The sequence below is a fragment of the Lentzea flava genome, from assembly GCF_014648475.1.
GTDB classification, from domain to species: Bacteria; Actinomycetota; Actinomycetes; order Mycobacteriales; family Pseudonocardiaceae; genus Lentzea; species Lentzea flava.
Genome location: NZ_BMRE01000008.1, coordinates 35,890 through 60,937 on the forward strand (window position 1 = coordinate 35,890; position 25,048 = coordinate 60,937).

The 25,048-nt window shown below is 71.2% G+C and carries 7 protein-coding genes; all 7 read left to right on the plus strand.

From position 1 onward, the window contains the following. The first annotated feature begins 182 nt into the window (after positions 1–182). The gene (locus IEZ09_RS12710) at positions 183–1,175 is read left to right on the plus strand and encodes a ScbA/BarX family gamma-butyrolactone biosynthesis protein (RefSeq protein ID WP_268247620.1); all 993 of its coding nucleotides are present in this window, start codon (positions 183–185) and stop codon (positions 1,173–1,175) included. A gap of 16 nt (positions 1,176–1,191) precedes the next feature. Beyond that, the gene (locus IEZ09_RS12715) at positions 1,192–2,187 is read left to right on the plus strand and encodes an NAD-dependent epimerase/dehydratase family protein (RefSeq protein ID WP_189253856.1); all 996 of its coding nucleotides are present in this window, start codon (positions 1,192–1,194) and stop codon (positions 2,185–2,187) included. 244 nt (positions 2,188–2,431) lie between these two features. Continuing rightward, complete coding sequence (locus IEZ09_RS12720; RefSeq protein WP_229812493.1) at positions 2,432–4,357, plus strand: alpha-ketoacid dehydrogenase subunit alpha/beta; 1,926 nt, start codon at positions 2,432–2,434, stop codon at positions 4,355–4,357. Positions 4,358–4,370: 13 nt separating this feature from the next. Next, the gene (locus tag IEZ09_RS12725) at positions 4,371–17,111 is read left to right on the plus strand and encodes a non-ribosomal peptide synthetase (protein WP_189253857.1); all 12,741 of its coding nucleotides are present in this window, start codon (positions 4,371–4,373) and stop codon (positions 17,109–17,111) included. After that, positions 17,108–23,650, plus strand: a complete 6,543-nt coding sequence (locus IEZ09_RS12730; protein WP_189253858.1) for a beta-ketoacyl synthase N-terminal-like domain-containing protein — start codon at positions 17,108–17,110, stop codon at positions 23,648–23,650. The genes IEZ09_RS12725 and IEZ09_RS12730 overlap by 4 nt, the downstream gene beginning before the upstream one ends. Next, on the plus strand, positions 23,647–23,886 hold the full coding sequence (locus IEZ09_RS12735; protein ID WP_189253859.1) for a phosphopantetheine-binding protein: 240 nt from the start codon (positions 23,647–23,649) through the stop codon (positions 23,884–23,886). The genes IEZ09_RS12730 and IEZ09_RS12735 overlap by 4 nt, the downstream gene beginning before the upstream one ends. Beyond that, the gene (locus IEZ09_RS12740) at positions 23,883–25,040 is read left to right on the plus strand and encodes a beta-ketoacyl synthase N-terminal-like domain-containing protein (RefSeq protein ID WP_189253860.1); all 1,158 of its coding nucleotides are present in this window, start codon (positions 23,883–23,885) and stop codon (positions 25,038–25,040) included. Before IEZ09_RS12735 ends, IEZ09_RS12740 begins: the two co-directional genes overlap by 4 nt. The last annotated feature ends 8 nt before the right edge of the window (positions 25,041–25,048 follow it).

Genomic DNA, 25,048 nt, shown 5'->3' on the forward strand with positions numbered 1-25,048 from the left:
CTCGGTCCGGCCGGCCACTCCGCTGTTGGGCCCAGTCCCGGTACCTGACTCAGCCTAGCGCAGAAAGTTTCTCTCTCAAGTACAAAACAAACCGGGCGGTTAGTATGTTATGAAGGACACCGGGGGACGGTGACCCCCCGTTGGTTGAGGGGCAACGGCTGAAGGGTTCCGAGATGTCTGTGATGTTGTTGAAGCAAGCGACAGCTTCGACGTCAGTTCCACGTCTGTTACGAACACCGGCGGTCACCGAGTTTCCCGCCGCCGTGGGGGAGGCCGGGCAGGTCCTCTTCGATCAGACGATTCCGAGACACCTCGTTCACCGCGCCGCGGTGTCCGAGGTGTTTTTGACCGATTTGCGAGTTACGGACGAAACGACGTTCCAGGTCGGCGCGCAGTGGCCGAGGGACCACAGCTTTTACCGGCTGCAGTCGCCGGAACGGCACGACCCGATGTTGCTGGCGGAGACCATCCGCCAGGCGGTGCTGCTGATCGCTCATCAGGTTTTCGAGGTGCCGCTCGACTGGAAGTTCGTCTCTCTGGAGAAGACGTGCGGGGTCACGGCGGAGGGGCTGGAGACCGACGGCCGCCCGGCGAACATCCTGCTGTCGATGACGTGCCACGACGTCAAGCGCACCAAGCGCGGCGTGACGGGGATGCGGGTCGAGATCGGCTGCTACCGCGACGGCGTGCGGATCGGCGGGGGCGAGCTCAGGTGGAGCTGCGTGCCGCCGGCGACGTACTCGCGGTTGCGCGGCGGCAGGGACAAGGAGATCGCCGACGCGGGTAAGCCGGGTGTGCCGGTGCCCGGTCACCTGATCGGCCGCGAGCGTTCGCGTGACGTCGTGCTGTCGCCGATGCTCGGTGGCAACACGTGGCAGCTGCGGATCGACCAGACCCACGCCGTGCTGTTCGACCACCCGGTCGACCACGTGCCGGGCATGGTGCTGATGGAGGCCGCTCGTCAGGCCGCGCTGCTGACGGTCGGGGAGCCGGACGCGTTGCCGGTGCGGTGTTCCTTCACGTTCGACCGGTACGTCGAGCTCGACGCGCCCACGATCGTGACGGCGCGGACGGCGGCGCCGGTGACTCGGGGGAGTCAGGGCGTGCAGGTGGTGTTCGAACAAGAGAGCAGTACCGTGGCAACGGGTTTGCTGGACATGATGGTCGTCTGCTGACCCGATCGTCATGGTCATGGGGGACTGGGGCGGTAAGACTTCAACTGGGGCTGGGAAGAAGACGGGCGTCGTGCTCGTGACCGGCGGAACGGGCTTCGTCGGGTCCGCGGTCGTCCGCGCTCTTCTGTCCGAACAAGACGGTCCGAAGAGGACCGAGATCCGTGTGTTGTCCCGGAGGCGGTTGCCGCGCTGGATGCTCGACGCGGGGGTGGTCGAGGTCAGCGGTGACCTGACCGCACCGAGCGGGCTGCGCGGGGTGTGCGACGGTGTGAGCACCGTCCTGCACCTGGCCTCCCAGATCGGTGGCGACTCGGAGTTGTGCGACGCGGTGAACCACGAGGGCACCCGAGCCTTGCTGCGCGAGGCGAAGGCCGCCGGAGTGGTCCGGATCGCTTATCTGAGCACCACTTCCGTGTACGGGCACGGCGTGCACCGCGGGGCGAGCGAGTCGCTGCTGGCTCCTGCGCCGGTGTCCGCCACGAGCGCGAGCAGGCTGAAGGCCGAGCGCGAGGTGCGCAAGGCGGGCGGGGTGGTGCTGCGGCCGCACCTCGTCTACGGCACGGGCGACGTCTGGTTCATCCCGACGTTGTTGCGTCTGCTCGATCGCGTTCCCGCCTGGATCGAACGCGGGATCGCCTTGGTGTCACTGGTTTCCGTCGACGACCTCGGCGCCGCCACGGCGGCGCTGGCGCACAGGCCGTGGCGGGCACGGCCGGGTGCGGTGTTCCACGTCAGCGATCCGACGCCGGTCAGCATGCAGGTGCTGGCGGGCACGGCCTGCGAGCTGCTCGGGCTTCCGTTACCGCAGGAAGATCTGTCTGCGAAAGAACATCGTGAACTCACCCGGCGTCATCTGCCCGAATTGACCGATCACCAGTTCGAGCTGCTGGCGTTCGATCATTACTACGAGAGCAGCAGGATTTGGCGGCACGCCGGAGTGAAGCCGGGTCCTGGGCTCGCGGAACAGTTCACCGGTGCTACCGACTGGTACCGGCAGCTGTTGCCGACGTGAATTCCTGGCCGGTGACGGGGAGCGTCTGCGCCGTGTGTGGACGCTCTCCGTCACGCCATCCCTCGAAGTGATGAGTTCCGCGGTCCGGCATCCCTCGCGGGGATGACCGGGAAACCGGGAAAGTCACTCCCGCGACGACTGTTCGCGGCGTTCGCACATAGCTATTCGCGCGGATTGTTGCGCGCCCTCCCGATGCGAAGAATTTCCAGCTGCCAGGGACATTCTTGCCAGGGGGAGGATCGTCTTGACCTGCGTCGACGACCAGATCACGATCTTGCAACGGATGATGCTGTCGCGCGAGTGCGACCGCAGGTCGGGGCTGATGCTGCGCCAGGGAGCGGCCTGGTTCACCATCCCGTCGTCCGGGCACGAGGCACTGGGCGCGCTCGGTGACGTGCTGGAGCCGCAGGACTTCGTCTTCCCGCACTACCGCGACCGCGCGCTGGTCATGTCGCGCGGGATGAGCGTCGAGGACATCGCGCGCGATCTCATGGGCAAGGCGGAGTCGCACTCGGCAGGCCGGTCGATGACCTCGCACTTCAGCCACCGGCCCGGCAACGTCGTGTCGCTCGCGAGCCCCACCGCGTCGCAGTGCCTGCCCGCCACCGGAGTCGCGTGGGCGTCCGTCCGGCGCGGTGACCGTGCGGTGGTCGTCTGTTCGCTCGGCGAGGCGTCGTCCCGGCAGGGGGAGTTCTTCGAGGCGCTGGCGTTCGCGCTGCAGAACGACCTCCCGGTCGTGTTCCTCATCGCGGACAACGGTTACGGCATCAGCACCTCCACCAAGGGCATGTCCCCGCGCGACCTCGGCATGGTGCCGCCCGGCCGGCTGGTCGTCGTCGACGGCGCGGACCCGGATGCCGTGCTCGCCGCCGGACGGGCGGCCGTCGGCCTGGCGCGCGACGGCGGCGGCCCGACCGTGCTGTGGTGCGAGCTCGACCGGCTGGAACCGCACAGTTCGTCCGACGACCACCGGCTGTACCGCTCGGCCGACGAGCTCGCGGCGATGAGCGACCCGATCGAACGCTACGGACGCCGGCTCGTCGAGGCCGGGCACATCACCAAGGACTGGATCTCCTCGACGCGCCAACGGTTCGCGGTCGAGGTGGAAGAGGTGTTCCGGCGCGTCGCCGAGGAGCCGGTCGCGGACCCGAAGCTCGTGGCGGAGCACCTGTTCGGCCCGGTCGCGGAACCGGTCGCCGCCCAGGAGCCGGTCGGCGGCACGATCGTGGCGGCGGTGAACCGGGCGCTGGGCGCCGCCGTGTCCTCGGGCGCGGTCGTGTTCGGTGAGGACGTCGAGGACCCCAAGGGCGGGGTTTTCGGCTTCACCAAAGGACTCGGCACCGAGCAGGTCGTGAACTCGCCGCTGGCGGAGGCGACGATCGTCGGTGTCGCCGTCGGCCTGGCGATCGCCGGGATGCGACCGGTCGTCGAGCTGCAGTTCGTCGACTTCGCCGGGCCCGCGTGGAACCAGATCGCCGCCCAGCTCACGACGTTGCGCTGGCGCACCGCCTCGGACTGGCAGTGCCCGGTGGTGCTGTACGCGCCGTGGGGTGCTTACCTGCCGGGCGGCGGGATTTGGCACAGCCAGAGCAACGAAAGCCTCTTCACGCACCTGCCCGGCCTCCAGGTCGTCGTGCCGTCGACGCCGGAGGACGCCGAGGCCGCGTTCGCGCAGGCGCTCGCCGGGCAGGACCCGACCCTGGTGCTTCTCCCCAAGCACCTCATGCGCCGCAAGCAGGAACCGTCAGCGGCGCCGGTTCCCGCTTGCGGCGCGCGTGTCGTCCGCGAGGGCACCGACGTGACGATCATCAGCTGGGGCAACGGAATCGAGCTTTCCGTCGAGGCGGCTTCCTTGCTCGCGGACGACGGTGTCTCCGCCGAGGTCATCGACCTGCGGTGGCTGGTGCCGTGGGACCGGGCCGCCGTCGCGGCGTCGTTGCGCCGCACCGGCCGGCTCGTCGTCGTCCAGGAGGACGGCCGCACGAGCAGCTTCGGAGCCGGTCTGCTGAGCGAGCTGGTGAGCGCGGACGACGAGTTCTACTCGCTGCTCGCCCCACCGCGGCTGGTCTCCCGCGACGACGTGCACGTGCCCTTCCACCCCGAGCTCGAACGAGCTGTCCTGCCCTGCGCGGACGACGTCGTCACCGCCGTTCGCTCGGTACTGAGCTGAGATGAGGAATCCGATGACCAGGCTGGTCGTGCCGCAGCTCGGCGAGGGAATCGTCGAGGTCCGCATCGTGCACCTGCTGAAGAAGCCGGGTGACCGCGTCGGCAGGGACGAGGTGGTCTACGAGATGGAGCACGACAAGGCGGCGGTGGAGATCGAGTCTCCCGTCGACGGCGTGCTGGCGGAGTGGCTGGTTCGCGAGGGAGACGTGGTGCCGATCGGTGCCGAGGTCGCGGTGATCGAGCCTGCCGGGCAGAAGGTGCGGGTGCCACCGAAGACGCGCTTGTTCGCGCGCCGGCTCGGTGTCGCGGACGAGGAGCTGTCGTCGGTCCCCGCCGCCGGGGCGGTGCTGATGCCGGAGGACGTTCAGGCCTTTGTGGACGGTCGGACCGCCGTCGTGGAGGAGCCGGCGGTGGTGCAGTCGGCGCGGCAGCGGTCCCTCAACGCCGCTCTGCGCCGGTCGAACACCGAGGTCGTGCCTGCTGCCGTGGCGATTCCGCTGGACGCGGCCGTGGTCGACGCGGCGGTGGGTTCCGGGTTCGGCACGCCGTTCCAGGCCTTCGCGCACCGAGTTGCCCAGGTGGCCGCCGCGCACCCGGCCGTGCGGTCGCGGCGCGTCGACGACGACCGGATCGTGGTGCACGAGCAGGTCAACCTCGGTGTCGCAGTGTCCACTGAGGACGACGAGCTGACGGTGGCGGTCGTTGCAGGGGCCGCGGAGCTGTCGCCGGTGGAGTTCACCGAGAGGCTCGGGGTCGCGGTCGAGGAGGCGCGGGCGGGGCGTTCGCAGGCGGACGGCTCGGTGTCGTTGATCCTCTCGCACCTCGGGGACGACTCGGCGACGTTCGCGGTTCCCGTCGTGGTGCCGCCCGCCGTGGCCACGTTGTTCCTCGGCGCTCGGGCCGGTGGTGTGCGGCAGATGGTGCTGGCGTTCGACCACTCGGTGTTCAACGGGCACGAGGCCGCCCGGTTCCTCGCGGCGGTCCGCGACAGCTTCGCGCCCGCGCAGGCCGAGGAGGTCGTGGTCCCGTCGTCCGGTTCGGTGATCGAGCGCGTCGCTTCCATCGCCGCGTCGGTGTTCGGGCACGCGATCGACCCGGATCGGCCGCTGGGCGAGCAGGGCATGGACTCCGCGGGCGCGATGCGGCTGGTCCGCGAGATCGGCGCGGCGTTCGGGACGAAGGTGCCCGTCACGGCGGTGTGGCGGTACCCGCGGCTGCGCGACCTGGCGGAGAGCCTGGGTGAGGTCGCTTCGGTGGCCGCACCCGCGCCTGTCGTCGAGCCGGTCGGTGACATCGCCGTCATCGGCATGTCCTGCACCGTGCCGGGCGCCGCCGACGTCGACGAGTTCTGGTCGTTGCTGGAGCGCGGCGAGTGCCGCATCGGCGACGTGCCGCCGTCCCGCACCGCCGACCTGGGCACCGGGTTCAAGGCCGCGCTGCTCGACCGCGTCGACCTGTTCGACGCGGAGTTCTTCGGCATCACGCCCCGGCAGGCGGCGTCGATGGACCCGCAGCAGCGGATGTTGCTGGAGCTCAGCCTGCACGCGTTGCAGCACGCGGGGATCGAGCCGAAGTCGCTGGAGGGCAAGGACGTCGGCGTGTTCGTCGGGTCGTGCAGCTACGACTACCGCGAGCGGGTGCTCGGCTCCGGCGCGGCCGACGGGTACGCGACCACCGGCACGTTCCCGGCGTTCCTCGCCAACCGCGTCTCACACCACTACGACTTCACCGGGCCCAGCCTGATGGTGGACACCGCCTGCTCCGCCGCGCTGACGGCGGTCGCGACCGCGATGGCCTCCCTGCGCTCCGGTGACTGCGGCATGGCGCTGGTCGGTGCCGCGAACCTGTTGAGCAGCAGCTTCAACACCACGGCGTTCGGGCAGGCCGGCATGCTCTCGCCGAGCGGGCAGAGCCGGGTGTTCGACGACGCGGCGGACGGCTTCGTGCGCGGTGAGGGTGCGGGCTGGGTGGTGCTCAAGCCGTTGAGCCGGGCCCGTGCCGACGGTGACCGGGTGCTGGCCGTGCTGCGCGGTGCCGCGGTGAACCACGGCGGGCGCGCGGCGAGCCTGACCTCGCCGAACCCGGCGGCGCAGACCCGGCTGATCCGGCAGGCGTTGGCCCAGGCCGGGCTTTCCGCCGGTGCGCTGGGGTACATCGAGGCGCACGGAACGGGTACCGCGCTGGGTGATCCGATCGAGATCGACGGCATCGCGGGTGCGCTGGACGGCACGGCGGCTTCCGGGCCGGACGGGAAGCTGTGGGTCGGGTCGGTCAAGTCGAACATCGGGCACCTCGAGGGTGCGGCCGGCATCGTCGGGCTGATCAAGGTGATCCTGTCGCTGCAGCACGGGGTCATTCCGCAGAGCGTCGGCTTCTCGCGGCTCAACGACGACATCTCGACCGACGGGACGCCGATTGCCGTCGCGTCCCGCCCGGTCGCGTGGCCCGGTGACGGTGCGCCGCGGGTCGCGGCGGTCAGCGCGTTCGGGTTCGGTGGCTCCAACGGGCACGTGATCGTCGAGGAGGCGCCGCGCGGACACGTCGGCCGTGCACCGCTTGCGCCGCAGCAGTTCTCGCGGCGGTCGCACTGGTTGACGAAGGTCGATCCGCTGGCTGATCACGTCGTAAGTGGCGAGGCGACGGTTCCCGGTGCACCGCTTGTGCCGCAGCAGTTCTCGCGCCGGTCGCACTGGCTGACGCGGGTCGACCCGCTGGCTGATCACGTCGTGGCCGGTGAGGCAACGGTTCCCGGTGCCGCGCTGGTGTTGCCGCTTCTCGGTGACGGGCCGGTGACGTTGCGGCGGATCCGGTTCCAGCGGCCGGTGTCCGACTGGGACTCGCTGACCGTGCAGGACGGTGTCGTACTCGCGGGTGGCGAGCCGTGTGCACGAGCGGAACGCGCCTCGTTCACGCCCGTCGAGGTGGTGGAGTTCGGGTCCGGCGGTGAACCCGTTGACCTCTACGGACTTCTGGCTTCTCGGGGGATCGAGGTCGGTGCTGTCTACCGCGTGGTTCGCGACCTGCGGCGGGCGGGCGCCGAGGCCACCGGTGTGGTGGGCGTCCCGGACGGCGACCTGCGCACCCGCCGGATCGCCTGGCTGGACGCGGTGTTGCAGGCATCGCACGCGGTGCTGGACACGTCGTCGACGTTGATCGCCGCCGGAGTGGACGAGCTGACCTGGACCGGTGACGTGCCGTCGCAGGCGCGGTTGCTGGTGCGCCGGGTGGGCGATGGTGTCGTGGACATCGACGTGCCGGGAGTGTTGCGGGTGCGCGGGTTCCGGTTGATGGCCGCTTCCGGCGTGCGGATGCTGGTGCCGCGGTGGGTGGCCGAGTCCGTGCGGCCTGTTCCCGCTGCCGGCCCGAAGCTCGTGGTGCACGACGACTTCACGTCCGGTGACGTGCACGTCGACGACCCGCGCCTGGCCGCGATGGTCGCCTCGGCCAACGACGTGCAGCTGCGCGTCGGTGGTTCTCGGTGGACCGAGGACGATGTGCCGCGGTTGCGGGCCTGGCTGAACGCCGTGGTGACGGTCGGGAAGGCGCTGCGCGGCTCGCGGGCGACCGTTCGCCTTGTCACGTCAGGGCTTTACGACCCGACGCCGGGTGCGGCGCTGCAGGGTGCGTTGGTCGGCGCGGTGCGCAGCCTGCCGATGGAGCTGCCGGACGTGACCGTGTGCGCGGTCGACGTCTCTGGCTCTGACTACTCCGGTGTCGACACCGAGCCGTGTGGTCCCGGTGCACCGCTGATCGCGTTGCGCGGGCGGCGTTTCCGCCAGGTGTTCGTGGACGAGCCGGTGCGGTCCGCTCGCTCGTTCCGGACGGGCGGCGTCTACGTGCTGTTCGGTGGCGCCGGCGGGATCGGCACCGAGATCACGCGGCACCTCATCGACGTGTACGGCGCCCGCGTGCTGGTGGTGGGCCGCTCGGCCACTGCCCCTGACCTGGTACCGGGTGCGGCGTACCGGCAGGCCGACCTGACGCGCCCGGACGAGATCGCCGACGTCCTCGCGCACTGCCGCACGACGCTGGGCGAGCCGGACGGTGTCGTGCACACGGTCGGCTCGGTCAGCGCCTCTCTGCTCGCCGACCTGACACCGTCCGATGTGGACGCCGTGCTGGCCACCAAGGTTTCCGCTGTCGTCGAGCTGCGCAGGCAACTGGGCGACAAGCTCCTCGTGCTGTCGTCGTCGGTGGCGGGGCTCTTCGGCAGTGAAGGCGGCCTGAACTACGCCGCCGCCAACAGCTTCCTGGGTCACTACGCGGCTGCCGTCGGCGGATCGGTGCACGTGCTGGACTGGGGGTTGTGGCGGGACACCGGGCTGGCGCGGAAGTACTCCGCGCACGTGCTGCGCAGCTACCCCGGTCTGAGCGACTTCCGTCCTGCCGACGGGATCGCGGCCTTGGAGGCCGCGGTGTCCGGTGGGCACGGGCATGCCGTTGTGCTCGCGGGGTCGCCGGACGCGTTGCGGCCGCACGCTCCTGTTGAGGCCAGTGCTGCTGCGCGGCTCGACTCCTACGCACGTGCGGCGCTCGCGTCGTGCATGCGTGAGCTCGGCCTGACCGATTTCTCGATGGACTTCGCGTCCGCCGCCCAGTTGCTCGGGGTGGTGCCCGCGCATCGCCGGTTGCTGGCGGCGGTGCTGGACGTGCTGGCTTCCGACGCCGGTGGGTCGGTGGCCGAGCGGGACGCGTTGCTCGCGGATCACCCCGACCTCGAAGGGCACGTCGTGCTGCTGGACCGGGTGCTGGCCTCGTACGGCCCGATCCTGCGTGGTTCCTGTGGTGCGGCTGACGTGTTGTTCCCCGGTGGCGACCTGTCCGGGGTGTCGGCGATCTACAGCGGCAACCAGCTGTTCGACCCGGTGAACGCCTCGGTCGCGGCGGCGGTGGCGGCCGAGGCGGCGCGGATCTCCGCCGCGGGGCGACGTCCTCGGGTGCTGGAGATCGGTGCCGGCGTGGGCGGGACGACGCAGTTCGTGCTGGACGCGTTGTCGGTGGAGGTCGACTACACCTACACGGACCTGTCGCGGGCGTTCCTGCACCACGGGACGCGGCGGTTCGGTGACGCCGTCACGACCGCGCTGTTCAACGTCGAGCAGGACCCTGCGGCCCAGGGCTTCGGGGCCGAGTCGTTCGACATCGTGCTGGGCAGCAACGTCGTGCACGCGACCCGGGATGTCGCCACGACCGTCGCGAACGTGGCGAAGGTGCTCGTGCCCGGTGGGCGGATGGTGCTCGGCGAGATGGTCGTGCCGGCCACGGTGTACACGGTGATCTTCGGTGTCACCGACGGGTGGTGGCGCTATGTGGATCCGGAGAGCCGGATGCCGCACGGGCCGCTGCTGGACGTCGCCCGGTGGGACCGGTTGCTCTCGGACCTCGACTGGCGGCTGGAGTCGGCTGTGCACGCCGGGGATCCCGGGGCTGTCGCGGTGCTGACCTGCGTGGCGCCTGGTGAAGCCGTTGTCGCGGTGCGGAAGGCGGACTCGCGGGACATCGCCGAAGGGCTGCGCGCGATCGTGCGGAAGCTCATCGGGGATCCGCGCGCGGACGTGCCGGGTGATGCGACGTGGCAGGAGCTGGGCATCGACTCGTTGCTGAACAACGAGCTGGTGGCGGAGGTGTCGTCGACGTTCGCCGAGGTGTCGTCGGTGGCGTTGTTCGAACACCGGACGCTCGACCTGCTCGCCGGCCACCTCGCTGATCGGGTCGTGGTGGCCGAGGCACCTGTGGTGGCTGAAGAGCCGGTTGCCAGCGACGCCTCGCCGGTTGTCAGCGAAGCCTCGCTGGTCTCGGTCGAGGCCTCGAACCAGCGTCACGACGTCCCGATCGCGATCGTCGGCGTGGCGGGCCGCTATCCCGGCGCCGCCACCCTCGACGAGTTCTGGACGCTGTTGCGCGACGGCGTCTCCCCGGTGCGGGAGGTGCCAGCCGACCGGTGGGACTGGCGGGTCGCGCGCACCGTCACCGGTGGTTACGCCCGCTGGGGCTGCTTCCTCGACGACTGGGACGGGTTCGACGCGGCGCTGTTCAAGATCCCGCCCCGCGACGCCGCGGTGATGGACCCGCAGGAGCGGTTGTTCCTGGAGGTCGCGTGGGAGGCGTTCGAGACGGCCGGCTACTCGCGGCGCGGTCTCGCGGCGCGGCGGGTGGGTGTGTTCGCCGGTGTCACGGCCAACAGTCACGTGATCGCCGGGCGCGATGCCCGGCTGAGCGGCGCCGACAACGCCGAGTACGCCGTCACGGCGCTGGCGTCGGTGGCCAACCGGGTGTCGCACGCGTTCGACCTCAGCGGGCCGAGCATGACCGTCGACACGATGTGCTCGTCGTCGCTGACCGCGTTGCACCTGGCGTGTCAGGCGTTGCGGGACGGCGACGCCGAGATGGCGCTGGCCGGTGGCGTCAACCTGTACCTGCACCCGGACCGGTTCGCCGGGCTGTGTGCGCTGGGCATGCCGTCGCGCGGCGAACGGACGCGTGCGTTCGGCGCGGGTGCGGACGGGTTCGTGCCCGGCGAGGGTGTCGGGGCGGTCGTGCTCAAGCGGCTGGACGACGCGGAGGCCGACGGTGACACGGTTCTCGCGGTCATCCGCGGCACGGGTGTCAACCACGGTGGCGGCACGGCGGGCTACACGGTGCCGAACCCGTTGGCGCAGGCGGAACTCATCGGCGCGACGCTGAAGAACGCCGGTGTGCGGCCGCACGAGATCGGCTACGTCGAGGCGCACGGCACGGGCACAGCGCTCGGCGACCCGATCGAGATGCGGGCACTGGCGATCGCGCTCGGTGAGGCGCGCGAGGTGCGGGTCGGCTCGGTGAAGTCCAACATCGGGCACGGGGAGGCCGCGGCCGGGATCGCGGGGCTGACCAAGGCTGTTCTCCAGCTGCGGCACCGGGAACTGGTGCCCACCCTGCACGCCGAGCCCGCCAACCCGAAGCTCGAGCTGGACGGCACGCCGTTGCGGGTGCAGCACACCCTCGAACAGTGGGCCGGGACCGGTCTGCGTCGTGCCGCGGTGAGCTCGTTCGGCGCGGGCGGGGCCAACGCCCACGTGGTGCTGGAGGAGTACCCGCAGGTCGTGCCGGCCGAAAGCGACGAGATCGTCAAGGTGACGATCACGGCGCCGGACGCCGAGCGGCTCGCGGAGACCGCGCGCAGGCTCGCGGGCGTCGCATTGCAGGTCGCGCCGGCCGACATGGCGCACACGTTGCACGTCGGGCGTGAGCAGTGGCCGCACCGCGCAACGATCACCTGCCGCGACCGGTCCGAGCTCGCGGGAGCGCTGAACGCGTTGGCACATGGCGAAAGTCACCCGTGCATCGGCCAGGAGGACGTGGAGCCGCGGACCGCGCGCCGGATTCCGTTGCCCACCACGCCCTTCGCGCGCTCCGAACGGTTCACCCCTGCCGTCAGCGGACTTCCGCTGGTCGGAGCGGTCGCGGCGCCTCAGACGCGCACGGCGTCGCTGACGCTCACGTCGAAGTCGCGGCTGCTGGCCGACCACGTCGTCGACGGGGAACAGCTGCTGCCCGGCGCGGTGCACCCCGAGCTGGTCTACGAGACGTTGCTCGCCGCCGGGCGGTCGCCGTACGAGGTGGCGCTCGACGCGCTGACCTGGCCCGCGCCCGCGTCCGGCAGCCCGCTCACCCTGCGGGTCACGGTGGAGGAGAAGGCCTTCGAGGTCGCCACGGACGGTCGCGTGATCGCCGAAGGGTCGATCGTCGAGCGCAACACCGTTGTGCCGCAGCCGTACGACGTCAGTGATCTCGAACGCAGGCTGGTGAGCGGTACGTCGGCGGAGTCGTTCTACGCGACGTTCGCGGCGGCCGGGTTCGGGTACGGCAGGTTGTTCCGGACCGTCAGCCAGGCGTGGATGGACGGGACCGAGCTGGTCGCGCGGTTCGCGTTGCCGGACGGGGAGGACCCGGACGGCAGGCAGGTGCTGCACCCCGCCGTGCTCGACGCCGCCTGCCAGGCCGCCGCGTACCGGTTGCTGGCCGACGACGTGACGCTGCGGTACCGCCCGATCGCCATCGACCGGCTGGTCGTGCACCAGCCGGTGTCGGGTGAGGGTTTCCTGCACGTGCGGCAGGAGGACGAGTCGTCGTTCGACATCACGATCGTCGGCACCGACGGCGCGGTGCAGGCGGAGGTCATCGGATTCACGGTCCACAGTGGAGTGAAGGCCGACGTGAAGCCGGCCTCGAACGGGCCTCTCACGGCCTACCGGCTCGACTGGGTTCCCGTTCCCTCCCGCACCACCCCGAGCGGGCCGGTCGCGGTGCTCGGTGACGGTCCCGTCGCCCAGCACACGCCGCGCGGCACGACGGCCGGCGCGAAGGAGATCCTGGTCGACCTGACCTGGCTGGGTGACGGGTTCGGTGCCACGCCGGAGGACTCGACGCCGTACCGGGACCTGCCGATCGAGAAGGTGTTCGGCCTGCTGCGCGACCTCGTCCGCGACCGCGAGGTCGACGGCGCGCGGGTGCACGTGCTGACCGCCGCCGACACCGAGCCGTCGCCGATGCTGCACGCGTTGCACGGCCTGGTGCGCACGGTGGCCGGCGAGACCGCGCGGTTCGCGATCCGGATGGTGACCGTCGACCGCGGCTGGCTCGTCGAACCCAGCCACATCGCCGGTGCGGTCGTCGGTGACGAGGACTTCACGCCCGCGTCATGGGTGCGGCTCGGGCACCGGCGGCGCGAGGTCGCGACCCTGGTGGCGCAGCCGGAACCGCGCGGCAAGCTGCAGCTGCGGAAGGACGGCTGCTACCTGCTCGTCGGTGGCCTCGGCGGCTTCGGCAGGGAGATCGCCAAGAACATGATCGACGCCGGTGCGCGGGTCGTGCTGGTCGGGCGGTCGGCGCCGGGCACGGTGGCGCTGGGCGAGCTGCGGCCGCTGTACCGCCAGTGCGACGTGACCGACCTCGACCAGGTTCAGCAGCTGGCACGGGACCTGCCGGACGTGCGCGGCATCGTCCACCTCGCCGGTGTGCTCAGGGACGGGTTCCTGCGCACCAAGACCGACGAGAGCGTGCGCGAGGTGTGCGACGCGAAGATCCTCGGTGTGACCAATGTGGACACGGCGTTCGCCGGTCACCAGCTGGACTTCTTCGTGTTCGCGTCGTCGCTGGCCGCACTGGCCGGCAACCAGGGCCAGTCGGACTACGCCTTCGCCAACGGCTTCCTCGACGGGTTCGCCGCGGTGCGGGCGGGCTGGGTGTCGCGCGGACTGCGGTCGGGACGGACGCTGTCGATCGGCTGGCCGATCCTGTCCGGCAAGGGCATGAGCCCCAGCCCGGAGTCGTTGCGGTACCTGGAGGAGACGCTCGGTCTCACGCCGATGCCCATGTCCCAGGCCGCGGACGAGATGTGGCGTCTGCTGGGAGCCGACAACCGGTGCACGCATCTAGCGCTGGTGCACGGCAAGAGGGACGTCTGGGAGGCGGCGCTCAAGGTCGAACCCCTCAGCGCGCCCAGCGCCGACCGCGACCACGGGCTGGTGGAGTGGCTGCGGGAGAAGCTCAGCCGTGCCATCGGGGTCACCATCGACCTGCTGGACCCGGACCGCGAGCTCGCGGCGTACGGGGTCGACTCGGTCGTGCTGATGCGCCTCAACCGGGCGCTGGAGTCGGACATCGGGCGGTTGCCGATGACGACGCTCATGGACAGCCCGACGCTGGGCGTGCTCGCGGACCGGCTGCGGGCCGAGCACGCCGACCAGCTCGGCGGCATCACCACCCCGGCGGAGCCGGAGCCCTACCAGAGCCCCGCGTCCGGGTTGACGGAACGGCTGATGGGCATCTGGTTCGCCGACCAGACCGCGGCACCCGCGGCGCCGTACTCGATCTCGATGGCCTGGCAGCTCACGTCCGAGGTGGACAGGGCGGCGCTCGGCCGTGCGGTGGACGCGCTGGTGCGCAGGCACACCGTGCTCGCCAGCGTGGTCACGCCGAACGGTGGCGAGCTGGACTTCACGCCCGCGGCCAAGGCGCCGACGCTCCAGGCGCGGCACGTCGGCGAGCCGGTCGGGCCGCTGCTGCGGGCCGAGGCCGAGCGCCGGTTCCGGCTGAGCGACGAGCCTCCGCTGCGGGTCGTGCTGTGGCTGCCGGACGGCGAACCGCCGGTGCTGCAGGTCATCACGCACCACCTCGTGGTCGACGGGAAGTCGGCCGAGCTGATCAGGGACGAACTGGAGGCGTTGTACGAGGGCAGGACGTTGCCGGAGCCGGTGCCGTTCGCGGTGGCGTTGCAGGAGGAGCACGCCGTGCCCGCCGAAAGGCTGGCCGAGAGCGAGTTCTTCTGGCGCGACAGGCTGGTGGACTCCCCGTCCGCACCGCTGTTCGGTGGCGATCCGGCCGACATGAACGGGTCGCACCGCGAGTACCGGCTCCCGCTCGCTCTGTCCATTGAGGACACCACGCCGTTCGTCGTGCTGCTCGCCGCGTTCTCGCTGGCGGTGGCCAGGACGACCGGACACGACGAGTTCCTCGTCGCGGTGCCGACCTACGGACGATCCAGGGCCGAGTTCGACGCCACCATTGGATGCTTCGTCAACTCCGTGCCGCTGCGGGTGCGGATCGACCACGACCAGCCCGTGCGGGAGTGGCTCGCGGTGCTGCAGAACGAGGTGCGGGAGGCATTGACCAACGCCGAGCTGCCGTACCCGAAGATCGTCGGGCACTGCGCCCAGGCGCCGAGGGTGACGCTCGCGTTCCAGAACTGGCAGCGCGGCGAGCGGCCGGCGGGACTGCTCGGCACGCTCGTGCACCAGCGCGGCCAGCAGGGCCACTTCGACCTCGGCCTGGAGGTCACCGACACCGGCGACGGCGTCGAGATCCTCGCGAACCACCGCACCGCGGCGCTGTCCGGCATCGAGGTCGACAGGGTCGTCGACGACCTGCGCCGCATGGTGGTCGAGCTGAACCGCGGTGCCGAGAAGGTCGGCGACCTGATGCGGCCCGACGTGGGCACGCTCGTCGGCCGGTTCCGCGAGGTCGTCGCCGCGACGCCGGACGCGATCGCGGTGGAGGACACCACGAGGAAGCTCACCTACGCCGAGCTGGACGCGTTGTCCCGCAAGGTTGCCACGGAGGTGGCGGCCGTCGCGGAACCGGGAGAGCCGGTGGCCGTGCTGCTGGACCGCGACGCGCGGCTGCCCGCGGTGCTGCTGGGCGTGCTCGCGGCCGGAACGCCGTACGTGCCGCTCGACGCGGCCTACCCGCCGGAGCGGCTGGAGATGGTGCTGGCGGCGGCAGGGTGCCGGGTCGCCGTGGTGGCGGACTCCTACACGGACCTGTTGCCCGACAACCTCTACCTGGTCTCGGTGGAGGAGCTGGAGCACGCGGCCGCGAAGCAGGTGGCGGTGCTGCCCGCGCCGAACGACCTGGCCTACCTGATGTTCACGTCCGGCAGCACCGGACGGCCGAAGGGCGTCGGGGTGACCCACGGCAACGTCGTGCACACCCTCGACGCGATCGGCGCGACGATCGGCTGGACCGGGCGCGACCGGCTGCTCGCCGTGACGACCGTGTGCTTCGACATCTCGGTGCTGGAGATCTTCCTGCCGTTGATCAGCGGTGGCACGGTGGTGATCGCCGGTCGGGAGACCGTGATCGACGCGCGGAAGTTCGCCACCACGCTGGCGGAGAAGCAGATCAGCGTCCTGCAGGCGACGCCGGCCGGGTGGCAGCTGCTGCTCGACGGCGGCTGGTCCGGCAAGCCCGACCTGGTCGCGTTGTGCGGCGGCGAGGCGCTGCCGGAGAACCTGGCGGCGGCGCTGACGTCCCGCACCAAGCAGCTGTGGAACGTCTACGGGCCGACCGAGGCGACCATCTGGTCGACGATCGCCGCGATCGAGCCGGGCGGTCCGGTGCACCTCGGCGACCCGATCGGCGCCACGGACCTCGTGACGACGCCGGACGGCGAGCTGTGGATCGGCGGACCCGCGGTGGCCGTGGGCTACTGGCGGCAGCCGGACCTGACCGCGCAACGGTTCTGCCCGCACCCGACCGCGCCGGAGACCGGTGGCCGGTACTTCCGCACCGGCGACCTGGTGCGGTGGGAGGACGGCAGGCTGACATTCGTCGGCAGGGCCGACAACCAGGTCAAGGTGCGCGGTCACCGGGTCGAGCTCGGTGAGATCGAGACGGTGCTCGATACGCACCCCGCGGTGACGCGCACGATCGTCGTGCTGGCCGGCGAGGGCGCGGAGGCCCGGCTCGTCGCCGTGGTCGTGCCCAGGCCGGGTGCGATGCCGGACCTCGACGCGTTGCGGCAGCTGGCACAGCAGCGGCTGCCGGCGTGGATGCTGCCGGACCGCCTGATCGTGGTCGACGCCTTCCCGTTGACCCCGAACGGCAAGGTGGACCGCAAGGCGGTCGCCGCCCTGGTGAGCGGCACGCGGGAAACGCCGCGCGCCGACGGCATCGGCGGCAGCGTCGACGTCGCGGCGACCGTGGCCGGGGCGTGGGCGGCGGTCCTCGGTGTCGAGGATCCGCCGCGGGACAGGAAGTTCTTCGACCTGGGCGGCAACTCGTTGCTGCTGGGCAGGTTGTTCGCCCGGCTCGCCCCGCTCTTCCCGGCCGCGGAGCTGGAGGTCGCCGACCTCTTCGCCCGTCCGACGATCACCGACCAGGCCGAGCTGATCAGCCTGCGCACGCAGGGAACGGCACCCGTGCCCACGACCCCGTCGGCTCCCCGCTCGCGTCGCGAACTGCGCCGCGCCCTTCGACTCGGAGACGCAGGATGACCACCGACCATGACCTGAACGCCGTGGCCGTCGTCGGCCTCGCCTGCCGGTTCGGCCCGGCGGGCTCCGCCGACGCGCTGTGGGAGCTGCTGGCGGGCGGCGGTACCGGCATCCGCCGCTACTCCGACGACGAGCTGATCGCACTGGGACACCGGCCGGAGACGTTGCGACGCCCCGGTTTCGTGCCTGCGGGCAGCGTGCTCGACGAAGCCGACGCGTTCGACGCCGAGCTGTTCGGCTACAGCCCGCAGCACGCGGAATGGTTGGAGCCGCAGCAACGGCTGCTGCTGGAGACCTCCTGGCACGCCCTGGAGGACGCGGGCATCGCACCGCGCGGCACGTCGTTGCGCACCGGTGTGTGGATGTCGGTCGGCCAGCCGACCACGCCGCCGTTGGAGATCACCGATCTCGACGCGGCGGGCATGATCCGCTTTTCCTCCACGGACAAGGACTTCGCGGCCACGCGGATCTCCTACCAGCTCGGCCTGACCGGCCCGAGCATGACGGTGCAGACCGCGTGCTCCAGCTCGCTCGTCGGCGTGCACCTCGCGACCGAGTCGCTGCTCAACGAGGAGTGCGACGCGGCGGTGGTCGGTGGCGCGTCGCTGCACTTCCCGCAGGCCGGGTACGTGGCGTCACGCGACATGATCCTCTCGCCTTCTGGATCGTGCCGTCCGTTCGACGACGCGGCCGACGGCACGGTGTTCGGCAACGGTGTCGGCGTGGTCGTGCTGCGCAGGCTCGCCGACGCGCTGGCGGACGGCGATCCGATCCGCGCGGTGATCCGCGGCAGCGCGATCAACAACGACGGCGGCCGCAAGATGGACTTCCACGCGCCGTCGCCGGAAGGCCAGGAGGCCGTGATCCGGGAAGCGTTGCTGCTGGGCGGAATCGACCCGGCCACGGTCGGGTACGTGGAGGCGCACGGCACCGGCACGCACCTCGGTGACCCGATCGAGTTCGCCGCGCTGTCCCGGGTTTATCCGCGCGGCCACGTGGGTTCGGTGAAGAACGTCGTCGGGCACACCAACACGGCCGCCGGTGTCGCCGGCCTGATCAAGGCGGTGCTGCTGCTCGAACACGGCACTGTGCCCGCGCAGCAGGGATTTCAGACGCCGAACTCGCGGTTGTCGGCCGGTGGCCTGAGCGTGGGCGTCGGCAGCGAGTCGTGGCCGGTCGCGGAGGGACCGCGGCGGGCGGCGGTGAGCTCGTTCGGCATCGGTGGCACCAACGCGCACGTCGTGCTGGAGCAGGCGCCCACCGCTCCGGCTTCCACCAGCACCGGTCCTCGGCTCGTGGTGCTGTCGGCGCGCACGCCGGCCGCGGTGGACGAGTTGGCCGCACGGGTGGCGGATGCGCTTGAGGGCGCTGATGTCTCGCTCCAGGACGTTGCGACGACCTTGTCTGCAGGGCGGGTGCACGAGCGTTCCCGGCTTGCCGTGGTGGCCTCGGACGTTCCCGGCCTGGTCACCGCGCTGCGCACCGGTGACGGTGTGCTGCGCGGCAACGTGGAACCGGTGCGGCGCGGTGAGACGAGGACCGTGAGTCCCGCCTCCGACGATCTCGACGCCACCGCGCGGGCGTGGGTCGACGGTGCCGGTGAGCTTCCGGCGATGTCCGGCCGCAGGGTGCGCCTGCCGGGATATCCGTTCGCTCGGAAGCACTGGTCGCCCGGTGTCGAGCTGATGCCGACCGATCCGGTCGTCGCGGACCACGTGGTCGCGGGTGATCCGGTGCTCCCCGCAGCTGCGCAGATCGACCTGGCGCTCAAGGAGTCCGGCGCGGCCGCGTTGAGCGACGTGACGTTCCACCAGCCGGTGCGGGTGACGGACCGGACGCGGCTCACGGTCGTGGTCGACGGTGATCGCGTGCGGATCTCGTCCGACGTGTTGCACTTCGAGGCCACGGTGGCTGCCGCGGGGCCGGTGCCGGAGGAGGTTGCTCCTCGGGTCGCCGAGGTCGTGTCACCGGCGGCGCTGTACGAGTTGTTCGCGGACAACGGGGTTGCGTACGGGCCGTCGTTCCAGGTGATCGAGGAGCTCACCCGCGGTCTCGAAGGCGCGGTGGCGACCGTCGCCGGCTCGCTCGGCTCTGGGCACCGGGTTTCGCCGTACGTGCTGGACGGCGTCTTGCAGACGGTCATCGGCTGCCTGTCCGGAAGCGATTTCGGCGGGGAGACGTTCATCCCGTTCGCCGTCGGCAGGGTCGAGGTGTTCGGCGAGGTGCCGGAGCGGATCCGGGTCCACGTGCGGCCCGTGGCGCTGGCCGGTGGTGGCAAGCGGATCCGGAAGTTCACGCTGACGGCGACCGACTCGAACGGCGCTGTCGTGCTGCGCCTGACCGACTTGGCGCTGCGCCCGATCGCCGGTGCCGCTGTGCCGCAGCCGAGTGCCTCGGTTCACCTGTTCGCGCCTTCGCTCGTGCCTCAGCCGTTGCAGGGCGACTCCGTGGTGCTGCTGGACGGCACCGACGCGCAGGCCGCCGAGCTGGGCGAGGTCTTCGGCACCGTGCTGCGCGAGGTGCCCGATGCCGTCGAAGCCGCGCCGTTGATCGTGTGGCCGCTGCCGTACGGGACACCCGAACAGCAGGCCACGGCCACTGTCGCGGTGCTGAAGCCCTTGTTGAAGCAGCTTTCCAGGACGGGTGCGCGCATCGTCGTGCCGTACGCGAAGGGAAGCCTGGCCGGTCCTGGCATCGCCGCGATGGGGCGTTGCCTGCGGGCGGAGAACCCGCGGTTCGACCTCGTCGCGGTCGAGCACACCGGGCACCTCGGCACGGACGTCACGTCGGGCTGCCGCACCACGGTGCTGCGGCCGTTGCAGATCACGCCGCAGGGCAGCGCGTTCGTGCGCGGCGGCCGGTACTGGATCAACGGCATGGGTGCTGTGGCGGAGGCCCTCGCCGCCCACCTGCTGAGCAACTACCAGGCGACTGTCGTGCTGACCGGGCGTTCTGCCGCGGAGGACCGGGGCGACGCGCTGGCTCGGCTGGCCGGGCTCGGCGGCACCGTCGAGTACCACCAGGTCGACTGCACGGACACGCGGGCGGTGCGGGAGTTCGTCGCCGCCGCCGAACCGGTGCGCGGTGTCTTCCACTGCGCGGGCGTGCTGCGGGATTCGTTCCTGCTGCGCAAGGACCCCGCCGCGGTGGCGGAGGTCGTCGGCCCGAAGCTGACCGGCGCCCTGGTGCTGGACGAGGCGACCGCGCACTGGCAGCTGGACCACTTCGTCGTGTTCTCGTCGGTGTCCGGGGTGCTGGGCAGCCCCGGCCAGGCCGACTACGCCTTCGCCAACGCCGCCGCCGACGAGTTCGCCCGGCAGCGCAAGCGGTCCGGCCGCACGTTGTCGATCGCGTGGCCGTACTGGGCCGACGGCGGCATGGGCGGCGAGGTCGAGGACGTGCTGGGCACGTTCGGGATGCAGCCGCTGTCCACTGTAGACGGCATGGCGGCGCTGGAGGCGTTGCTGGCGTCGGATGGCCCGGTCGATCCCGTGGTGCTGTGCGGGGATCGGGACCGGATGGCCGAGGCGTTCCCCGTGTTCGAGGAACCGGCAGGTGGGGAGCGACCCGTGGTGGAGGAATCGGCGCCGCCGGTGGGTGGTGGGCGCTCGGGTCTGGAAGCCAGGCTGGCCGCCGTCGTCGCCGAGGCGACCAGGACACCGGCCGCCGAGGTGCGGGCCGACCGCTACTTCGAGGACCTGGGCATCGACTCGTTGCTGGTGGTCAGGATCGTCGAGCTGCTGGAGGCCGACTTCGGGCCGCTCAGCAAGACGTTGCTGTTCGAGTGCCAGACCGTCGCCGAGCTCGCCGATTACTTCCTCGCCGAGCACCCGCAGCGGTGCGCCGAGCTGACCGGCGCGGTGACGGAGACCCCTGTGGTGCAGGAGGTCGTGGTCTCGAAGGTCGAACCGGCCGACGAGATCGACCCCAGGGCGATCGCGATCATCGGCGTGGCAGGCCGGTATCCCGAGGGCGAGGAGCCGGACGAGTTCTGGCAGATGCTGCTGGCGGGCAAGGACTGCGTCACCGAGGTCCCGCGCGACCGGTGGGACGCCGAGGCGATGTACGACGCCGACCGCACGCGCGTCGACCGCACGTACACCAAGTGGGGCTCGTTCCTCGACGGCGTGCAGGACTTCGACGCGCCGCTGTTCAACATCTCGCCGCGTGAGGCGAGCGTCATCGACCCGCAGGCCCGGCTGTTCCTGGAGAGCTGCTGGACCGTGCTGGAAGACGCGGGCTACCGGCCGGACGACGTCGTCACCTCGCAGGATCCCGTCCACAAGCGCGATGTCGGCGTGTTCGTCGGCGCGATGTACGGCGAGTACCAGCTGCACGAGGCGGAGGAACGCCTGCGCGGCAACCCGATCCTCGCGAACAGCGCCTACTGGTCGATCGCGAACCGCGTCTCGTACTTCTTCAACTTCCAGGGACCCAGTGTCGCCGTCGACACCGCGTGCTCGTCGGCGTTGACCGCGATCCACCTCGCTTGCGAGTCGTTGCGGGCGGGCAGCTGCAAGGTGGCCATCGCCGGTGGCGTCAACGTGCTGATCCACCCCAACAAGTACTTCATGCTCGGGCAGGGCAAGTTCGCCGCGGGCGACGGGCGGTGCCGCAGCTTCGGCGCGGGCGGTGACGGGTACGTGCCCGGCGAGGGTGTCGGCTCGGTGCTGCTCAAGCCGCTGGCGCAAGCGCTTGCCGACGGTGATCACATCCACGGCGTCATCCGCGGCACGTCGGCGAACCACGGCGGCCGCACGAACGGCTACACCGTGCCGAACCCGCGGGCGCAGGCCGACCTGATCACCAAGGCGTTGCGGGACGGCGGGCTCGACGCGTCGGCCATCGACTACGTGGAGGCGCACGGCACCGGGACGTCGCTCGGCGACCCGATCGAGGTGCGCGGGCTCACGACGGCGTTCGCGCGCGACGGCGTGACCTCCGGTGAGGTGCCGGTCGGCTCGGTGAAGTCGAACCTCGGCCACCTGGAGTCCGCGGCCGGTGTGGTGGCGCTGCACAAGGTGTTGCTGCAGTTGCGGCACCGCACGCTCGTGCCGTCGATCCACTCGTCGCCGCCGAACCCGGAGATCGACTTCGCGGCCACGCCTTTCGCGGTGCAGCAGTCGGTTGCACCGTGGGAGTCGCGGTCCGGCGGGCCGCTGCGGGCGGGCATCAGCTCGTTCGGTGCCGGTGGTGCCAACGCGCACATCGTCGTGGAGGAGGCGCCCGAACGGCCCGCGCGCAGCCACGCAGGTGGTCCGGTGACGGTGTTCCTGTCCGCGCGCACCGACAGCGCGCTGGCCGCGTACGCGAAGTCGTTGCGGGACCACGTGATCGCCGCGAAGCCGGACCTCGCCGACGTGGCGTACACGTTCGCCGTCGGTCGGGTCGACCTGCCTCGGAGGTGCGCGGTCCAGGCGGCGAATCTCGCGGAACTCGTGGTGGGGCTGGAGAAGGTGGCGAGCGGTGAGGCGCCGCTGCTGGACGTTCCGGTCGACCGGCTCGCGCTCTGCGGGGCGCCGGACGGCAGGCGGATTCCGCTGCCGCACTACCCGTTCGAGCGGGTGCGCTGCTGGTACGACCTGCAGATCCGGCATCTGGACGACGACCTGGACCCGGTGGAGCGCACCGACCTGCGCGACTTCGGCCTGCCGGTCACGGAGGCCGAGCCCGCCGAGCCGGTGGCACGGCCGCCGTTCGAGCAGGCGCTGCTGGCCGCGTCGGGGATGTTGGTCTGCCCCAGCGTGTCCCTCGAACCTCTCGCGGCGCTGCAGTACGCCCGCGACCTGAACATCAACCGTCCGAAGGGGGAGTACATGCCGAGGAGCAGCAAGATCACGCTCCGCGTGCTCGAGAAGCCGGCACCGGTCAGGGAGCCTGTGCCGCACGCCGCGCCGGTCGCGCAGGTCGCCGTGACGGCAGGTCCTGTCGACGCCGTGCTGACCGAGATGTTGTCGTCGGTGCTGTACCTGGGGCCGGGTGAGCTGGATCCGCAGCGCTCGTTCCAGGACCTGGGCGTGGACTCGATCCTGGGTGTCGAGTTCGTCGGTGCCGTGAACGCCCGCTTCGGCCTGGCGGTCAAGGCGACGTCGCTGTACGACCACCCGACCCCGGCGTCGTTCGCCGGGTACGTGTCGAGCCTGACGGGCGGCGCACCGGCACCGGCACCGGCGCCCGTCGCCGCGGCCGCCCCGGACCGCACGAGTGAGATCACGACCACCCTGCGCGCCCAGCTCGCCGAGGTGCTCTACAGCACCGTGGACGAGGTCGACGTGGCACGGACGTTCAACGACCTCGGGGTCGACTCGATCCTCGGCGTCGAGCTGATCGCGTTCGTCAACCGCACCTACGGCCTCGACGTCAAGGCCGGCGCGCTCTACGACCACCCGACCGTCACGACGCTCGCCGCGCATGTCGCCGGTCTGCTCGGCGCGGCACCGGTGACCCAACCGTCCGATGTGGACGCGGTGCTCGCCGCCGTGCGGGACAACAAGCTTTCCGTCGACCAGGCGCTCGCCCTGCTGAAGGAGACCCGATGACCGAGCAGGAGATCTTCGCCGTCGTCCGCCGCCACCTCGTGGACGTGCTGCCCGACCTCGACGAGAGCCGCATCCAGCTCGACCGCAGCATGAAGGACCTGGGCGCCAACTCCATCGACCGGATGGACGTGGTGATCGGCGTGCAGGACGAGCTCGGCGTGACCGTGCCCGCCTCGGCGATGAAGGACGTGCACGACCTGCGCTCGCTGGTCGTCGCACTCCAGGCGCACTCATGACCCCCGAACGCGTCTTCATCACCTCGGCGGCCGTGCTCTGCACCGTCGCCGAGGACCTGGACGCGTTCCGGTCGGCTCTGCTCGAAGGACGCAGCGGGGTCGCGGACGCGGACGGGGCACGGCTGAGCTTCGACCTCGGCGACTGGGCTGGACGGCACCTCGACGAGGTCACCGGCAGGCGGCTGAAGCAGGTCGCCCACCGGGCCGCACTCCCAGCGCAAACCGCCGCTTGCGTCGCCCTGAAAACCGCGCGGCGACTGGGAGAACGCGCAGGGCTGATCGTCGCGGGCGGGCAGCCGCTCGGCCACCAGGCGGACACCGTGCTGCGGCACCGCGACAAGCCGGGCGCGTTGCGCGCGTCGTACGCGCTGACCCACCTCGACGTGGACGTGGTCGGGGTGGTCAGCGAACTGACCGGGATCCGGGGTGAGGGCTGGGCGCTCGGCGGCGGGTCGGCCGGCGGCACCCTGGCGGTGATCCAGGCCGCGCGCATGATCACCGCGGGCTGGCTCGACCAGGTGCTCGTCGTGGCGCCGCTGGCCGAGCTGTCGGCGGCGGAGTTCGAGGCGTTCCGCCGCACCGGCGCCATGATCAGCGGTGACGCGACGTGCCGGCCGTTCGACGAGGAACGGTCCGGCTTCGTCTACGGGCAGGCGGCGGCCGCGATCGTCCTGGAACGGGAGAGCATCGCGCGGACGCCGCTGGCCGAGATCGCGGGCCACGGCCACTGCCTCGACGCGCGGCGCGGCACCGAGCCGGACAGCGACGGCCAGGTCAGGGCGATGCGGGCGGCCCTCGGCCAAGCCGATCCCGCCGAGGTCGACTACGTCAACGCGCACGGCACCGGTTCCGTGCTCGGCGACGAGACCGAGGCGCGGTCGATCGGCACGGTGTTCGGCGCTTCGACACCACTGGTCAACTCGACGAAACCCCTGGTGGGGCACTGCCTTTCCGCCGCGGGCCTGGTCGAGCTCGTGGCCACCGTCGTCCAGCTCGGCGCGAACGCGGTCCACCCCAACCCCACCCTCGGCAGGCCGATCGACGGCATCCGGCTCGCCGGGCGCACCGCGGCGCACCAGTCCGTCCGCACCGCGCTGTCCAACAGCTTCGCCTTCGGCGGAATCAACGCTTCGGTCCTCGTCCGGGCCGCCTGAGATCGGGA